Below are 17229 nucleotides of genomic sequence, written 5' to 3'. Positions count from 1 at the left end.
GAATTTAGAAAAGAAACCTATTTGATTGTTTAATCGAATAGGTTTCTTTTTGCTGTTTATAAATGTTTATGGTTGTTTTTGATTGTTTTTAATTTTTTTTGATTGTTTATGGTTGATTTTTGTGACCGTTTTCATTATACTGTAATCAAAGAAGAGGTGAATAAAATGTTAACTCCTGAACGTCATCAAATGATATTGCAACTTGTAAAAGAACAGAAAGTTGTAAAATTACAGCAATTAGTTGAAAGAACAGAAAGCTCTGAGTCGACAATTCGCCGTGATTTAGCACAATTGGAAAAGCAAAGGTTATTAAAAAGAGTTCATGGTGGTGCCGCTGTTTTAACAGGAAAAGGGCAAGAACCAACGATGGTTGAAAAATCATCCAAAAACATTCAAATAAAACAACAAATTGCTAATTATGCGGCTAGCGTTATTGAACAAGGTGATTGTATTTATTTAGATGCAGGAAGTACAACATTTGAAATGATTCCATTTTTAATAAATAAAGATGTGACTGTCGTTACGAATGGACTTATGCATATTGAAGCTTTAGTTGAAAATAATATTCGTGCGTATTTACTAGGTGGAATGATGAAGAGTAGGACGAAAGCTTTAATCGGTGCTATGGCACAGGAAAGTATGCAGAAGTATCGTTTTGATAAATGTTTTTTAGGTGCAAATGGTGTACATGAACAGCTTGGCTTTACAACGCCAGATCCAGAAGAAGCGCTCTTAAAACAAATGGCATTAACATTAGCAAACGAAGGATATTTCTTAATTGATGAAAGTAAGTTTTCAGAAGTTGCATTTGCGAAAATTGCAAATGTTGAAGAAGCAAATATTATTACAAACCATTTAGAAATTGATTTAGAAAAATATAAAAGACAAACCAATGTAATTGAGGCTGATAAACAATGATCTATACAGTTACTTTAAACCCATCTATTGATTATGTAGTACAAGTTAATTCCTTTGATTTAGGCGCAGTCAATCGAGCAGAGAAAGATATGAAGTTTCCTGGAGGAAAAGGGATTAATGTTTCTCGCGTTCTCCATCGTTTAGGTGTAGAAAATGTAGCACTTGGATTTACTGGTGGATTCACCGGTCAATTTATTAAAGGTGTATTACAGGCGGAAGGCGTAATGACAAACTTCATCCAAGTAGACGGAGATTCCCGAATTAATGTGAAAATAAAAGGGCAAGAAGAGACAGAATTAAATGGGCAAGGTCCTAATGTGACAAATGAGCAATTTGAACAATTAATGAAACAAATCGAAAGTATGAAGCAGGGAGATTGCGTTGTGCTAGCTGGAAGTGTACCTGCATCTATCCCAACTACCTTTTATGAATCAATCGCAGCGCTCGGAACTGAAAAAGGTATTCGAGTAGTAGTCGATGCAAGCGGAAGTGCACTGCAGCATGTAATTAAAAATAAGCCATTTTTAATTAAGCCAAACCATCATGAACTTGGTGAGTTGTTTGGAGTGGAGCTTTCAACAGTAGAGGACGTTTTACCTTATGGGAGAAAATTAATTGAACAAGGTATAAAACACGTTATCGTATCGATGGCTGGAGAGGGAGCTTTATTATTTACGGCAGAAGGTATATATGAAGCGACTGTTCCAAAAGGTGTTGTAATTAATTCAGTTGGGGCCGGAGATTCTCTTGTTGCAGGGTTTGTAGGCAAATATGAACAGACAAAAGATATTGAAAAGGCATTTCAATACGGCGTTGCAACAGGGAGTGCAACAGCATTTTCAGCTGATTTATGTAAGAAGGAAAAAGTAGAAGAATTATTGTCGCAAGTAATTGTAGCTAAGCGATAGGGGGAAGCAACATATGAAAATTACAGAACTATTAAAAAGGGATACAGTCATTATGGATTTGACAGCTTCAAATAAAGAAGCTGTCATAGATGAATTAGTTGAGAAATTAAATGGGGCAAATCGTTTAAATAGTAAAATGGGATTTAAAGAAGCTATTTTAAAGCGGGAGTCCCAAAGTACGACTGGAATAGGGGAAGGTATTGCAATACCTCATGCGAAGACAAAGGCTGTTAAACAACCATCGATTTGTTTTGGTAGAAGTGTAAGCGGTATCAATTATGAGTCGCTCGACGGACAGCCTGCACACTTATTCTTTATGATTGCTGCAAGTGAAGGAGCGAATAATACTCATTTAGAAACGTTGTCTCGTTTATCGACATTATTAATGGATGAAGGGTTTCGCAAGCAACTATTAGAAGCGAAGGATGAAAGTGAGCTTCTTCAACTATTTGATGAAAAAGAGAATGAAAAAGAAGAAGAGATTGAAGTCGCCAAACCAGAAGGAAATGAACCGTACGTATTGGCAGTTACGGCTTGCCCAACTGGAATCGCTCACACGTATATGGCCGCAGATAGCTTGAAAGCAAAAGCAGCAGAGCTAGGAATCGCAATTAAAGTTGAAACGAACGGATCAACAGGTATAAAAAACGGTTTAACAAAAGAAGACATTGAACGAGCAACAGCTATTATCGTAGCAGCAGATAAACAAGTAGAAATGAACCGTTTTGCTGGGAAGCATGTCATTCAAGTACCAGTCGCTGATGGGATTAGAAAAACGGAAACACTTCTTAATCGAGCTGTAAAGCAAGATGCACCAATCTTTAAAGGTGTAAAAGAAGATGGAAAGGCAGAAAGTACGGAAAAAGAAAAAGGATTAGGAATTTATAAGCATTTAATGAATGGCGTAAGTAATATGCTTCCATTCGTTGTTGGCGGCGGGATTTTAATAGCGCTAGCGTTTTCGTTTGGTGGTATAAAGGCGGAAGGTCCTTTAGCTGAATTGTTTATGTCAATTGGTGGGGGAAAAACAGGTGCGTTTTTATTCCTTGTACCAATTTTAGCTGGATTTATTGCAAGTTCTATTGCTGATCGTCCTGGTTTTATGCCTGGTGTTGTAGGTGGATTTTTAGCGGCGAATGCGAATGCTGGCTTTTTAGGTGGATTAATTGCTGGTTTCTTAGCTGGATATGTTGTTTTAGGGTTGAAAAGATTATTTTCAGGACTACCAGTACAATTAGAAGGAATTAAACCTGTTTTGTTATATCCAGTCTTTGGATTATTGATTACAGGAGTTGTAATGCAAAAAGCAGTGATTCCGCCTGTAGTAGCATTAAATGAAATGTTGACAGGGTGGTTAAATGGTTTAAACGGTACGAATGCTATATTACTAGGTCTTATTTTAGGTGGTATGATGGCAATTGATATGGGTGGTCCAATTAATAAAGCGGCATTTACGTTTGGTATTGCTGCAATAGAAGCACAGAATTTTGGAGTGCACTCAGCAGTTATGGCTGGTGGTATGGTACCGCCACTTGCGATTGCATTTGCAACTACATTCTTTAAATCAAAGTTTACAGAAGCGGAACGTAAATCTGGTTTAACAAATTATATTATGGGAGCATCGTTCATTACAGAAGGTGCGATTCCGTTTGCAGCTGCAGATCCGGTTCGAGTAATCGTAAGTTGTGTTGTTGGTTCAAGTATTGCAGGTGCGTTATCTATGTTATTCCAAATTACATTACCAGCACCGCATGGTGGATTATTTGTAATAGCGTTAGTAAATAAACCGTTACTATATATTTTCTCTATATTAATTGGAACGATTGTCTCGGCTATTATGCTAGGTGTTTGGAAAAAGAAAGTTCAATAACAAGTGAAAAGAGAGCAGCTTTAGTAGCTGCTCTCTTTTTATTACAAAAAAATAGGTTAACAATTAAATATTAATGTTTTTTGGTAAAAGATGTAATAAAACCTGAATTTTTTGTAACAAAAAAGTAACACTGTAATTTTTTCTGGAAAAAAGTTCTTGTGCTCGTATATGAAAAATATATGAACACCATTGGAGATTGTATTAGAAATACATTTTATTAATATGGAAATTTATGTTACAACTCGTTAATCGTATATTACGAATGCTTTGTAATTGTGTGATTTCTAAAATTTCTAAAAATCTGTTGCTATAATGAAAATACGAAAACAAAGCAAATGGAGGCTATTCATGAAAAAATTATTAGGTATAGCAACAGCAGCAGTTTTTGGTCTTGGGATTTTTGTGGGTTCTGCTAAAGCGGAAACAATTGTAACAACAGACGTATTAAATGTTAGAGAAAACCCAAATGTAGAGTCAAAGCTTGTAGGTAAAGTGTTAAGTGGGAATACACTAGATGTTATAAATACAGAAAATGGATGGACAAAAATTAAGTTGAACGGCAAGGAAGCGTTTGTAAGTGCCGAGTTTACAAAGAGCACATATTATGTAACAGCGGGCGTATTAAATATTCGTGCTGGAGCGAATACTGATTCTGAAATTTTAGGTAAACTTAATAAAGATGATGTGATTGAAACGACGAATCAAGTTCAAAATGAATGGTTACAATTCGACTACAATGGAAAAGTCGGATATGTTCACGTGCCATATTTAACAGGAACGGCACCTGTAATCGAAAAGAAAGAGGTTGTAGCTCAAGAAGAAGCGCCAGCTAGAACCAATACGCCGGTTAAAAATAATACAGTAGTTAAGAATAAAGAGTCTGTTAAGAGTAACGATTCTATTAAGAATGTAGAATCAAGTAAACCTGTGGTAAAAGAAAAACCGGCTGCAAAACCAGTTGCAAAATCTACTGAAACAAGTGCGCCTACTGGTGGTCGTGAAATTACAGTAGAAGCGACGGCATATACAGCAGATCCGAGTGAGAATGGTTCGTATGGTGGTCGTGTATTAACTGCGATGGGGCATGATTTAACAGCAAATCCAAATATGAAAGTAATTGCTGTTGATCCGAAAGTAATTCCGCTTGGATCAAAAGTATGGGTAGAAGGATATGGAGAAGCGATTGCTGGAGACACTGGTGGTGCGATTAAAGGAAACCGTATTGATGTATTAGTCGGTTCAGATGGTAGTGCTAATAGCTGGGGGCGCAAATCTGTAAAAGTGAAAGTTATACAATAGGTTATCGATATTAATATAAAAAGCGGTTGCTTGAATTTATGTAAGCAGCCGCTTTTTATGGATTATTGAAATGGATAAATAGTTTTACCTGTAATAATTTTATATGCACTGCAAAATTGCGTTTGTATATATTCTGTATTTTTATTTTCTGGATGCAATGTTGTTTCATGGAGAGTAGAATGAAAAGCCCGTAGTAAACAATTTAGGGCGAAGTATAATTCCTCTTGTGGACAATTTTGTTCTTTTGTAGAAGTAGCCAAAATGAGGTCTTTTGTCAAAGATGAAAAATTGATGGTGGATTGTTTCATAGTTAACTCATCCTCTCGAAACTATTTTTATCATGTATATGCAGAATTGGACAAACTATGTTCTTTTTTCTATATAATTTCATGTACCGAAATGAAAGAACTTGCAATCATGCCGTTAAAATTGGTAAGATTGGGTATAATCAATAGATGGAGTATATTACATAAAGAGAGTTGAATGATATGGTAGAAGTGCAACGCGAAAAAGTTGCTGTCATCATTGGACCAACTGCTGTTGGAAAGACGAAGTTAAGTATCGATCTTGCCAAAGCGTTGAACGGTGAAATTATTAGTGGTGATTCCATGCAGATCTATCGAGCGATGGATATTGGAACTGCAAAGGTAACAAAAGCAGAGATGGACGGAATTCCACATTATATGGTCGATATAAAAAATCCGGAAGATTCATTTTCTGTCGCGGAATTTCAAGAACGTGTTCGCAAGCATATTCGAGAAATTACAGAACGTGGTAAATTACCAATTATAGTTGGTGGGACCGGTCTTTATATACAATCTGTTTTATTCGATTATCAGTTTACAGATGATGCTGGTGATGTGATATACCGAGAGCAAATGGAAAAGTTAGCTTTAGAACGCGGTGTGGAATATGTACATAAAAAATTGCAAGAAGTAGATCCAGAAAGTGCGGAGCGTATTCATGCAAATAATGTACGACGTGTCATTCGGGCGTTAGAAATTTTCCACACAACGGGTGAAAAAATGAGTGACCAAATTGAGAAACAAGAAAAAGAGTTACTCTATGATGTTTCATTAATTGGCTTGACAATGGATCGAGAAATGCTATACGATCGCATTAACTTACGAGTGGATTTGATGATGGAACAAGGCCTATTAGAGGAAGTAGAAGGGCTGTATAATAGAGGGATACGAGATTGTCAATCTATTCAAGCGATTGGATATAAAGAAATCTATGATTATTTTGAGAATCGAGTCTCTTTAGAAGATGCGGTATCACAATTAAAGACGAATTCGCGTCGTTATGCAAAGCGTCAATTAACGTGGTTCCGTAATAAAATGAATGTCACGTGGTTTGATGTTACAAACGGTGAAAAAACGTCAGAAATTTTACGATACATAGAAGGAAAGTTACAAGTAAAGTCGAATAATAGTAAGTAGAGAAAAAGAGGAGGATTCGACATGAAGCAATCAATCAATATTCAAGATCAGTTTTTAAATCAACTCCGTAAAGAAAATACGTTTGTTACGCTGTACTTATTAAATGGTTTCCAGCTTCGTGGACTAATTAAAGGATTTGATAATTTTACAGTCCTGCTGGAAACAGAAGGTAAGCAACAGCTTATTTATAAACATGCAATTTCTACATTTGTACCACAAAAAAATGTTTCAATTGAATTAGAATAGTAATGAATTATTGTACATAACAAAAAAAGAGCGAGTTTTCTCGCTCTTTTTTTATTTGTCATAAACAATATATGATGAAATTTAAGCGATTCTAAATACAGTAAGGCGGATGTTAGTATTTCCTGTCGCAGGGATCGTAATCTCATTAAGAGTAGATTGAACAGAAATTCTTGCACCAGCTGCTAATGTTTCGATTGTAGTAAATGAAAGTGAGTCGCCTATTAAATTTGAAGAGAAATTATCAGTTGCGACTGCTCCATTAATTGAAATTCCTACTCCGAGTGGAGCGCATCCTGGTGCAGTTGTAGAAATGGATACGCTAATTACATAAATACCACCGTTAATAACAGTAACTGTATCTGTGCCGTTGAAGATAATATTGTTTACGTTAATTGCAGTACTAAAAATAAAATTATTAAATTGCAGTACTGTTTGCTGAATATTGTTTGTTACAACAATTGTTGCTATAGGGAAGCTAGGTCCAGTAGGCCCAGTAGGTCCGGTAGGTCCACCAGAAGGTCCAGTAGGTCCAGTAACTCCTATGCCAGTAGCGCCGGTAGCACCCGTTGGTCCTTGAATGCCTTGAGGTCCGGTAGCGCCAGTGTTACCTTGAACACCTTGAGGTCCAGTAGCGCCAGTGGCACCGGTAGCACCCGTGTTACCTTGAACACCTTGAGGTCCAGTAGCGCCAGTGGCACCGGTAGCACCCGTGTTACCTTGAACACCTTGAGGTCCAGTAGCGCCAGTAGCACCTGTGTTACCTTGAACACCTTGAGGTCCAGTAGCGCCAGTAGCACCTGTGTTACCTTGAGGTCCAGTAGGTCCAGAAGGTCCGGTAGGTCCGGTAACTCCTATACCAGTAGCGCCAGTGGCACCGGTAGCACCCGTGTTACCTTGAACACCTTGAGGTCCAGTGGCACCAGTAGCACCCGTGTTGCCTTGAACACCTTGAGGTCCGGTAGCGCCAGTGTTACCTTGAACACCTTGAGGTCCGGTAGCGCCAGTAGCACCTGTGTTACCTTGAACACCTTGAGGTCCAGTAGCGCCAGTAGCACCTGTGTTACCTTGAGGTCCAGTAGGTCCAGAAGGTCCGGTAGGTCCGGTAACTCCTATACCAGTAGCGCCAGTGGCACCGGTAGCACCCGTGTTACCTTGAACACCTTGAGGTCCAGTGGCACCAGTAGCACCCGTGTTGCCTTGAACACCTTGAGGTCCGGTAGCGCCAGTGTTACCTTGAACACCTTGAGGTCCGGTAGCGCCAGTGTTACCTTGAGGTCCCTGAGGTCCAGTAGCGCCAGTAGCACCTGTGTTACCTTGAGGTCCGGTAGCGCCAGTGTTACCTTGAGCACCTTGAGGTCCAGTAGCACCCGTGTTACCTTGAACACCTTGAGGTCCAGTGGCACCAGTAGCACCTGTGTTACCTTGAACACCTTGAGGTCCAGTGGCACCAGTAGCGCCAGTGTTACCTTGAACACCTTGAGGTCCAGTAGCGCCAGTAGCACCTGTGTTACCTTGAGCACCTTGAGGTCCAGTGGCACCAGTAGCGCCAGTGTTACCTTGAACACCTTGAGGTCCAGTAGCACCCGTGTTACCTTGAACACCTTGAGGTCCAGTAGCGCCGGTAGCACCTGTGTTACCTTGAGCACCTTGAGGTCCAGTAGCGCCAGTAGCACCTGTGTTACCTTGAGGTCCCTGAGGTCCAGTAGGTCCAGGAGGCCCGCCAGAAGGTCCAGTAGGTCCGGTAACTCCTATACCAGTAGCGCCAGTGGCACCGGTAGCGCCGGTAGCGCCTGTGTTACCTCGAGGCCCAGTAGCGCCAGTAGCGCCTGTATTACCTCGAGGCCCAGTGGCACCGGTAGCGCCAGTAGCGCCCGTGTTACCTCGAGGCCCAGTGGCACCGGTAGCGCCAGTAGCGCCCGTGTTACCTTGAGGTCCAGTGGCACCGGTAGCGCCAGTAGCGCCCGTATTACCTCGAGGCCCAGTAGCGCCAGTAGCGCCCGTGTTACCTCGAGGTCCAGTGGCACCGGTAGCGCCAGTAGCGCCCGTGTTACCTCGAGGTCCAGTGGCACCGGTAGCGCCAGTAGCGCCCGTGTTACCTCGAGGCCCAGTGGCACCAGTAGCGCCTGCTGGTCCAGTAGGTCCGGTAGGTCCTTGAATGAACGAAGCAGAATTAACTAGAGCAGTTTGTAATGCTGCTATTAATTTAAGGAGCTCTTGAAGTGTGCAAGGGTCAATTCGGAATAATTTTGTAATGTATAGTAAATAGTTAATGAGATTTTGAAGCTCAATAAATACAGCGCTTGCTACAAAGGTTGGATTTCTTAATATAGTTATTAAGTTTTTAATAATAGCTAACCCTTGTGCTTTCAGGGAGGAAGTAGCATCTAGTGAACAAATAAATTTACTTAGTAGGTTCAATGTATCGATTAGATCTTCAATATTTTGGGGAGATGGATTTGCGAAAAGTTTTGGGATTATTTTTGTTAAATCAATAATAATCGCACGAAATGTTCTAAGCTGAGCTTTAGTAATTGGGATTGATGGAGTATTTGGGATTCGTCCGGCGCTACTTGGAAAGCATGGTTTGGAGAATTTGTTTTGATTGTCGTTATAACGAGACATTAAATCTCTCCTTTCTCACGAAAATGTGAACGAAACTCATCATAGTAGATGCAGAAATTAGTTAAATGGTCATAGTAAAATCGTTTGTTTAAAGAAAAAATAGAAAAAACGCCTTACAATAAGGCGTTTTTTCTATTTTCTGCGTATTGATAATATCGCTTTAAGGAAATTTTTGATTTGAATCCAGCGAGTTTTATAATTTCTGATTCAGGAGTTTCTTTTTTTATTAAGTTTAAAATATAGGTGTTACGAAAATGTTGTCCTGAAATTCCTTTACGTAAATTGGCTCTAGCCACTTCGAGGCGAATCATTTTTTGTATAGCAATTTCCGTTAATGCCTTTGGTGCATCATTTTCATATACCCACCTGTATGTTCCACGGTTAAAATCGAATGCGACAAATAATGGATCATCACTATGGTATTTAGGACGAACTGGTTCTGGGATGCTTTTGTAATAATTATATAGTTGTTTTTTGTCTTCTTTTGCTAATGTAATTGTTCTTTCTACACCTGCGGTTGCTGGGATTGATAATGTATTAGTTTCAAAGTGAACGTGATGCATTGTTAATGCTGTAAGTTCCTGTAAGGATAAACCGTAGTCAATCAATAGATTTAAAATAGCAATATTGCGATCCATTAATAAAGGGCGCACAGGAAGTTGTTTTTCTGAAAGTCCTTCTAATGAAGTGACTATATACTTTAACCTTTTTTCTTCATCAGGTGAAATGAAATCTTCGTTACGAAGTGTACGGTCTGGTTGAATAGATATTTCCATATTCTTCAATGGATTAGGAATGTTTAGAAAATGATGCATTCTATTTAGTACAATAAATACACGATGCATCGTTTTTTCTGAGTAATGTCGATTCGTTTTTAAATCGGAAAAGTAATCTTCGTAGTCTTTTGTACAAAGTGTAGCCCATATATTACTGGAAGGGAGCTTTTTGTTTTTTTCTAACCAATGTCCGAAGTCTTCAATGTCATAAACATAACGTTTAATAGTTGAGGGTTTTCGGCCTTTATTCAATAAAAAAATAGAAAAGGCTTGTATTGTATCATGGAATTCCGTTGTCTCCATAGTCCCACCACCTTAATTATTTCTTATATTATAGCAAACTTTTCTGAAAATAGGCATTTACAAGGGGGACAGGAATAATAATATTTGGTGAGTGGATAAAATGAGGTGATTGTATGGAACAATCGATGCGAAAGAAAAACAACAATCAAATTAATATTGTGTTAAACCATCGAAAGAAAATTTCTTTGCCAGCCGCAGAAAATAAAACGGTAATTTCAAATGAAACTGCAATTAAACATGAAATGCTGCAGAGAATTGAAGAAGAGATGGGGAAGCTTGTTGGGATGGAGGATATAAAAAAGATAATAAAAGAAATATATGCTTGGATTTATGTGAATAAAAAAAGACAAGAAAAGGGATTGAAGTCAGAGAAGCAAGTACTTCATATGCTGTTTAAAGGGAATCCAGGTACAGGGAAGACAACTGTTGCTAGAATGATAGGAAAATTGCTGTTTGAGATGAATATTCTATCGAAAGGCCACTTGGTTGAAGCTGAACGTGCTGACCTTGTAGGAGAGTACATCGGCCATACAGCCCAAAAAACAAGAGATTTAATAAAAAAAGCAATGGGAGGTATTTTGTTTATTGATGAGGCGTATTCTTTAGCTCGAGGAGGAGAGAAGGACTTTGGAAAAGAAGCAATTGATACGCTTGTAAAACATATGGAAGATAAACAACATGGTTTTGTATTGATTTTAGCTGGATATTCAAGAGAGATGAATCACTTTCTTTCATTAAATCCAGGGCTTCAATCTCGTTTTCCATTTATTATTGAGTTTGCGGATTACTCGGTAAATCAGCTATTGGAAATTGGGAAGAGAATGTATGAAGATCGTGAATATCAGTTATCAAAAGAAGCTGAATGGAAATTTAGGGATCATTTACATGCGGTGAAGTATTCGTCGCAAATTACATCGTTTAGTAATGGGCGATATGTACGGAATATTGTTGAAAAATCAATTCGTACACAGGCGATGCGGTTGTTGCAAGAAGATGCGTATGATAAAAATGATTTAATTGGAATATCGAGTATGGATTTGATGCTCGAAGAGGAGACGCACAGTACATAAACTGTGCGTCGATTTTTGTGTATAAGTTCGTTTACTCTTTTTTTGCTTTTTCTTGGTGTGTTTTATGGAAGTGTTCCATTTTAGCGCTCTTTTCGTGTGCTGAATTAGGATCGTGTCCAAATTGATTTACTGAGCTTTTTTGAGCTCCTTTATTAACGTGGTTTGTCATTTGTATTCACCTCACTTTAAAAATTAGTATAAACATTATATAAAGAAAAAATCGTTAGAAAAGAAAAACCTCTTTACGATATGTAAAGAGGTTAGATTGCTATTTATGCATTGAACGTTCTTTCGTTTCGATACGTCTGTGCGGTAAATGCCATTTGTAATGAATAGAAACCATGCGGAAGCAAACAATTAAAATGAATAGAATGTAAAGAGCCCAATCGCTAACAATAATTTGAGCTCCAATTAAGAAACCTGCTAAAATTGTCCAAAAGGCATATACTTCAGCTCGAAGAACGAGAGGTTTTCTGCGGGCTAAAAGATCGCGAATGATACCGCCGCCGATACCAGTTAAAACAGCTGCTACAATTGTGGCGCTAATTGGTAAATTTAATTTTTGGGCATATAATGCTCCTTGTACAGCAAATGCTGATAAACCGATAGCGTCAGTGATATTTTCCCACTTTTTCCAATGTCTAATTAACTTATTTGGAAAAAGAAAAATAATAGTCATTGATAAAAGTGCGATTTGGAATAACATGTCTTGTTGCCAAAACGCGACAATCGGATAACCGATTAATAAATTACGAAGGGCACCTCCCCCAAATGCGGTTGCCATTCCTAAAATATACACCCCGAAAATATCATAATCCTCTTCCATTGCAACAATGGCTCCGCTTAGTGCGAAAGCAATTGTGCCTATGATGCTAAAAATCTCCCATGCCATGAATTTTCTCCCCCGCTAACTAGATGAAATGTGCTTCCTCTGCTATTATATTAGAAGGTTTAAATTTCGAAAAGGATGAGTGAACATATTTGATGGAAGAAAAAGAAAAAGTCATATTAGTAGGCTGTCAATTGCCACAAGATGATGATGAGAAATTTATGCATTCCATGAAAGAGCTTGCATCACTAGCGAAGACTGCACGAGCAGAATTGTTAGTGTCAACAACGCAAAAACGACCAAAGTTTCATCCGGCAACTTACATAGGTAAAGGGAAATTAGAAGAGCTTACAATGTTAACTGAAGAGTTAGAGCCGGATGTTATTGTATTTAATAATGAATTAACGCCGAGTCAAATTCGGAATTTATCCTCAGTATTAGATGCGAGAGTAATTGATCGAACGCAACTAATACTGGATATTTTTGCGCAACGTGCGAAGTCGAGGGAAGGTAAGCTTCAAGTAGAATTAGCTCAGTTGCAATATACAATGCCGCGTCTTATGGGGCAAGGATTGTCCTTATCGCGTCTTGGTGGTGGTATTGGAACGAGAGGACCGGGTGAGACGAAATTAGAGACGGATCGTCGTCATATTCGATCCCGTATTGATGAAATAAAGAAACAACTTGCAGTTGTTGTGGAACATCGAAAAAGATATCGTGAGAGAAGAAAAGATAATAAAGTATTTCAAGTTTCGTTAATAGGGTATACAAATGCAGGGAAATCGACACTGTTTAATAGATTAACGGAAGCTGATACGTTTGAAGAAAACCTTCTGTTTGCAACATTAGACCCAACGACGAGGAAGATGCCGTTACCTTCTGGTTATACAGTATTACTAACTGATACTGTTGGTTTTATACAAGATTTACCCACTTCATTAATCGCTGCTTTTCGTTCAACGCTGGAAGAAGCGGGGGAAGCAGATGTCATTTTACATGTAGTTGATTCCGCGGATCCTAACTACATAGGGCATGAAAAAACAGTAAAACAATTATTATCAGAACTTGAAATTAACCATATTCCTATTATTACGTTATATAATAAAAAAGATGAATTACATCAAAACTTTATTCCGTTTCCGAAAAGTGATTTCTTAATGACTAGTGCTTTTGAAGAAAATGATTTATTGCGTATAAAAGAAGCGATAGAAACGAAGATGAAGAAAGAAATGGATTGTTATCGAGTGGAAATCCCTCCGAGTGAAGGTAAGTTGTTAACGCTTTTAAAGACGGAAACTCTATTAGCAAAGATGGAGTTTCTAGAAGATAAATTTGTATATGATTGTGCAGGGTATATTTTTACTCATTCATCGCTTAATGTGCAATTAAAGAGATTTTTAGTGGAAGAAGGAGACAATAAAAATGTTTGATCGTTTGAAAAATGGAGAAAAAATTGCTCCAATCGTAAAAGAAGTAGAGAGTCAGATTACAGAAGTACATAAACGTGCGGATGAAGTAATTGAAAGCAATCAGTTTCGTGTATTAGAAAGTTTTCGTAAACATAAAATTAGTGACTCGCATTTTATCCCGACAACAGGTTATGGTTATGATGATATTGGCCGTGATACGTTAGAAAAAGTGTATGCTGATGTATTTGGGGCGGAAGCTGGACTTGTTCGTCCGCAAATTATTTCAGGTACTCACGCTATCTCTACAGCTTTATTTGGTATTTTACGCCCGGGAGATGAGTTATTGTATATCACTGGGAAACCGTATGATACGTTAGAGGAAATTGTTGGTGTACGTGGGAAAGGTGTAGGTTCATTTAAAGAATATAATATCGGTTACAATGCAGTTCCGCTAACTGAAGCTGGGCTTGTTGATTTTGAGGCTGTTGCAGCAGCGATTCATAATAATACGAAAATGATCGGTATTCAGCGCTCGAAAGGTTATGCTACTCGTCCGTCGTTTACTATTTCTCAAATTAAAGAGATGATCGCGTTTGTTAAAGAAATTAAACCTGATGTTGTTGTGTTTGTAGATAACTGTTATGGCGAGTTTATTGAAGAGCAAGAGCCATGTCATGTTGGTGCAGATTTAATGGCGGGTTCGCTTATTAAAAACCCGGGCGGCGGAATTGTTAAAACTGGTGGTTATATTGTCGGGAAAGAACAGTATGTTGAAGCGTGTGCATATCGTTTAACATCTCCGGGAATTGGCGCTGAAGCTGGAGCGTCTTTATACAGTCTGCAAGAAATGTATCAAGGGTTCTTCTTAGCGCCACATGTTGCAGGACAAGCGCTGAAAGGTGCAATTTTTACAGCTGCGTTTTTAGAAAAGTTAGGAATGAACACGTCACCAGCGTGGAATGCACCAAGAACAGACTTAATTCAATCTGTTCAATTTGATGATAAAGACCGTATGATTGCCTTCTGCCAAGCGATTCAATATGCATCTCCAATTAATTCGCATTTTACTCCGTATGCAAACTATATGCCAGGTTATGAAGATGATGTAATTATGGCTGCGGGAACATTTATTCAAGGTGCAAGTATTGAATTGTCTGCTGATGGTCCAATTAGACCGCCATATGTTGCGTATGTGCAAGGTGGCTTAACGTATTCGCATGTTAAAATTGCGATTTGTTCTGCGATTGACGAATTGATTGAAAAGAATTTATTAACAATTTCTTAAAGGGAAGCTGTCGATTTCGGCAGCTTTTTTCGTATAAAAGTAATGATTTATGCGATTAGAAAAAAGAATGAAAAAATTCATAAAAAAATTTATAAAAAATCATGTAAGAAAAGCTAACATCTATTGACACTAAACATAACATAGTATAAAATGAGAAGCAGTTAAGGCGAAGGAGGAACTGAAAAATGAAAGAAGATAGACGTTCTGCCCCGCTGTTTCCTATTGGTATTGTTATGGATTTAACACAATTGTCTGCACGTCAAATTCGCTACTATGAAGAGCATAATCTTGTTTCTCCAACCCGTACAAAGGGGAATCGTAGATTATTTTCATTTAACGATGTAGATAAGTTGTTAGAAATTAAAGATTTGTTAGATCAAGGCTTGAATATGGCTGGTATTAAACAAGTGTTACTAATGAAAGAAAATCAAACAGAAGCAGTGAAAGTAAAAGAAGAAACGAAAGAAATTTCAAAAACTGAGCTTCGCAAAATACTTCGAGACGAACTACAACATACAGGTAGATTCAATCGAACTTCATTGCGACAAGGTGACATTTCAAGATTTTTTCACTAAAGATAACTGATTCTGAAGGCGATTAGAGGGACTAAGGAGGAATTTATAATGTCTAGATACACAAAAGAAGATATTTTCCGTTTGGCGAAAGAAGAGAATGTAAAGTATATCCGTTTACAATTTACGGACCTTTTAGGGGTAATTAAAAACGTAGAGATTCCAGTGAGACAATTAACGAAAGCTCTTGATAACAAAATGATGTTTGATGGATCTTCGATTGAAGGTTTCGTACGTATTGAAGAATCTGATATGTATTTATATCCTGATTTAGACACTTGGGTAATTTTCCCTTGGACAGCTGAAAAAGGTAAAGTAGCTCGACTAATCTGTGATATTTACAATGCAGATGGCACTCCATTTGATGGAGACCCACGTAACAACTTAAAACGTGTGTTAAAAGAAATGGAAGCTTTAGGATTTTCAGACTTCAATCTTGGACCAGAGCCAGAATTCTTCCTATTTAAGGTTGATGAAAAAGGAAATCCAACATTAGAACTAAACGATAACGGTGGATACTTCGACCTTGCGCCGATGGATCTAGGGGAAAACTGTCGTCGTGATATCGTTCTTGAACTTGAAGAAATGGGATTTGAAATTGAAGCATCTCACCATGAGGTTGCTCCAGGGCAGCACGAAATTGACTTTAAATATGCAAATGCAATTCGCTCATGTGATGACATTCAAACATTCAAACTTGTTGTAAAAACAATTGCTCGTAAACATGGTTTACACGCAACGTTTATGCCAAAACCACTATACGGTGTGAACGGTTCAGGTATGCACTGTAACTTATCATTATTTAAAAACGGTGAGAACGTATTCTTTGATGCAAACGGTGACTTACAATTAAGTGATGATGCTCGTCACTTCATCGCAGGTATTTTAAAACATGCACCAGCATTTACAGCGATAGCAAACCCAACTGTAAACTCATACAAACGTCTAGTACCTGGATATGAAGCGCCTTGTTACGTAGCATGGTCTGCACAAAACCGTAGCCCGTTAGTACGTATCCCTGCATCTCGTGGTATTAGTACACGCGTAGAAGTGCGTAGTGTTGACCCGGCTGCAAACCCATATTTAGTAATGGCTACATTATTAGCTGCAGGTCTTGATGGAATTAAAAACAAATTAACTCCACCAGCAGCAGTAGATCGTAACATCTATGTAATGACAAAAGAAGAGCGCGAAGAAGCAGGTATCGTTGACTTACCAGCAACATTAGCGCAAGCATTAGTTACATTACAATCTAATGAAGTAGTATGCGGTGCACTAGGAGAACACTTACTTGAGCACTTCATCGAAGCGAAAGAGATTGAGTGGGATATATTTAGAACACAAGTTCACCAATGGGAACGCGATCAATATATGTCTCTATACTAAGAGGCTTGAACCCTTGATACAACTCGTATCAAGGGTTTTTTAATTCCCAATTATTACACTTTTATGTGGTTATAAAATGAAAAACAGCCACATAAAAGCTAATAATTAATAACAAGTAGTGAAATCATAGAAAAACATTATCAGATAAACGTAAGTTTTATATAATTTGTGAAATAAAAAAGCCTTGATACTACGGTATCAGGGCTTTTTTAAGTGAACTTATTGGATATATTAACTACTAGATAATGGATTATTTTTGGTTATTTTGAATCATGTTACTAAGAAAATTTTTTC

Annotated in this window: 16 protein-coding genes; 11 read left to right on the top strand and 5 right to left on the bottom strand. The window is 38.1% G+C overall.

The window, feature by feature from the left end:
• The first annotated feature begins 165 nt into the window (after positions 1-165).
• The 4 genes from MHB52_RS19375 (at position 166) to entD (ending at position 4995) form a co-directional block, all read left to right on the top strand.
• The gene (locus tag MHB52_RS19375) at positions 166-918 is read left to right on the top strand and encodes a DeoR/GlpR family DNA-binding transcription regulator (RefSeq protein ID WP_000957286.1); all 753 of its coding nucleotides are present in this window, start codon (positions 166-168) and stop codon (positions 916-918) included.
• Positions 915-1826: a 1-phosphofructokinase gene (pfkB, locus tag MHB52_RS19370; RefSeq protein WP_061664188.1), complete on the top strand. Its 912-nt coding sequence runs from the start codon at positions 915-917 to the stop codon at positions 1824-1826. The genes MHB52_RS19375 and pfkB overlap by 4 nt, the downstream gene beginning before the upstream one ends.
• Positions 1827-1839: 13 nt before the next feature.
• Complete coding sequence (locus MHB52_RS19365; RefSeq protein WP_000704602.1) at positions 1840-3696, top strand: PTS fructose transporter subunit IIABC; 1857 nt, start codon at positions 1840-1842, stop codon at positions 3694-3696.
• A gap of 348 nt (positions 3697-4044) precedes the next feature.
• A complete protein-coding gene (gene entD, locus MHB52_RS19360; protein ID WP_000734641.1) occupies positions 4045-4995 on the top strand; it encodes a cell wall-binding protein EntD in 951 nt (316 codons plus the stop codon).
• Between the two features lie 62 nt (positions 4996-5057).
• On the opposite strand, the gene MHB52_RS19355 is transcribed toward entD, so the two are convergent.
• Positions 5058-5303 carry a hypothetical protein gene (locus MHB52_RS19355; protein ID WP_061664190.1) on the bottom strand — a complete coding sequence of 82 codons (246 nt, stop codon included), beginning with the start codon at positions 5301-5303 and terminating at the stop codon, positions 5058-5060.
• 180 nt (positions 5304-5483) lie between these two features.
• On the opposite strand from MHB52_RS19355, the gene miaA reads away from it, so the two are divergent.
• Together miaA and hfq are read left to right on the top strand one after the other, a co-directional pair.
• Entirely contained in the window at positions 5484-6437 is a 954-nt protein-coding gene (miaA, locus tag MHB52_RS19350; RefSeq protein WP_061664192.1) for a tRNA (adenosine(37)-N6)-dimethylallyltransferase MiaA, read from the top strand.
• A gap of 21 nt (positions 6438-6458) precedes the next feature.
• On the top strand, positions 6459-6683 hold the full coding sequence (gene hfq, locus MHB52_RS19345; protein ID WP_000813896.1) for an RNA chaperone Hfq: 225 nt from the start codon (positions 6459-6461) through the stop codon (positions 6681-6683).
• An 81-nt stretch (positions 6684-6764) separates the two neighbouring features.
• Here hfq and MHB52_RS19340 read toward each other — a convergent pair whose 3' ends face one another.
• Both MHB52_RS19340 and MHB52_RS19335 read right to left on the bottom strand, forming a co-directional pair.
• A complete protein-coding gene (locus MHB52_RS19340; RefSeq protein WP_340767794.1) occupies positions 6765-9305 on the bottom strand; it encodes a Gly-Xaa-Xaa repeat protein in 2541 nt (846 codons plus the stop codon).
• Between the two features lie 113 nt (positions 9306-9418).
• Positions 9419-10384: a tyrosine-type recombinase/integrase gene (locus MHB52_RS19335; protein WP_000450319.1), complete on the bottom strand. Its 966-nt coding sequence runs from the start codon at positions 10382-10384 to the stop codon at positions 9419-9421.
• Between the two features lie 113 nt (positions 10385-10497).
• Here MHB52_RS19335 and spoVK point away from each other — a divergent pair, with 113 nt between their 5' ends.
• Entirely contained in the window at positions 10498-11454 is a 957-nt protein-coding gene (gene spoVK / locus MHB52_RS19330; RefSeq protein ID WP_000438175.1) for a stage V sporulation protein K, read from the top strand.
• A 31-nt stretch (positions 11455-11485) separates the two neighbouring features.
• Here spoVK and MHB52_RS19325 read toward each other — a convergent pair whose 3' ends face one another.
• Together MHB52_RS19325 and MHB52_RS19320 are read right to left on the bottom strand one after the other, a co-directional pair.
• Complete coding sequence (locus MHB52_RS19325) at positions 11486-11623, bottom strand: hypothetical protein (protein ID WP_000181501.1); 138 nt, start codon at positions 11621-11623, stop codon at positions 11486-11488.
• A 99-nt stretch (positions 11624-11722) separates the two neighbouring features.
• Positions 11723-12346 carry a trimeric intracellular cation channel family protein gene (locus MHB52_RS19320; protein ID WP_000312267.1) on the bottom strand — a complete coding sequence of 208 codons (624 nt, stop codon included), beginning with the start codon at positions 12344-12346 and terminating at the stop codon, positions 11723-11725.
• A 92-nt stretch (positions 12347-12438) separates the two neighbouring features.
• Here MHB52_RS19320 and hflX point away from each other — a divergent pair, with 92 nt between their 5' ends.
• From hflX to glnA, 4 genes are all read left to right on the top strand, one after another.
• Entirely contained in the window at positions 12439-13713 is a 1275-nt protein-coding gene (gene hflX / locus MHB52_RS19315) for a GTPase HflX (protein WP_016118491.1), read from the top strand.
• Positions 13706-14977 (top strand): methionine gamma-lyase family protein, encoded by a 1272-nt coding sequence (locus MHB52_RS19310; RefSeq protein ID WP_000460290.1) that lies wholly within the window; start codon positions 13706-13708, stop codon positions 14975-14977. Before hflX ends, MHB52_RS19310 begins: the two co-directional genes overlap by 8 nt.
• Before the next feature lie 185 nt (positions 14978-15162).
• On the top strand, positions 15163-15552 hold the full coding sequence (gene glnR / locus MHB52_RS19305) for a transcriptional repressor GlnR (RefSeq protein WP_000656783.1): 390 nt from the start codon (positions 15163-15165) through the stop codon (positions 15550-15552).
• A gap of 48 nt (positions 15553-15600) precedes the next feature.
• Entirely contained in the window at positions 15601-16935 is a 1335-nt protein-coding gene (gene glnA / locus MHB52_RS19300; protein ID WP_000092763.1) for a type I glutamate--ammonia ligase, read from the top strand.
• Positions 16936-17229 lie beyond the last annotated feature (294 nt).

Source organism: Bacillus sp. FSL K6-0073 (genome assembly GCF_038006085.1).
GTDB lineage: Bacteria > Bacillota > Bacilli > Bacillales > Bacillaceae_G > Bacillus_A > Bacillus_A cereus.
Note: the sequence above shows the minus strand (reverse complement) of the source record. Positions and strands in the feature narration are given on the sequence as shown.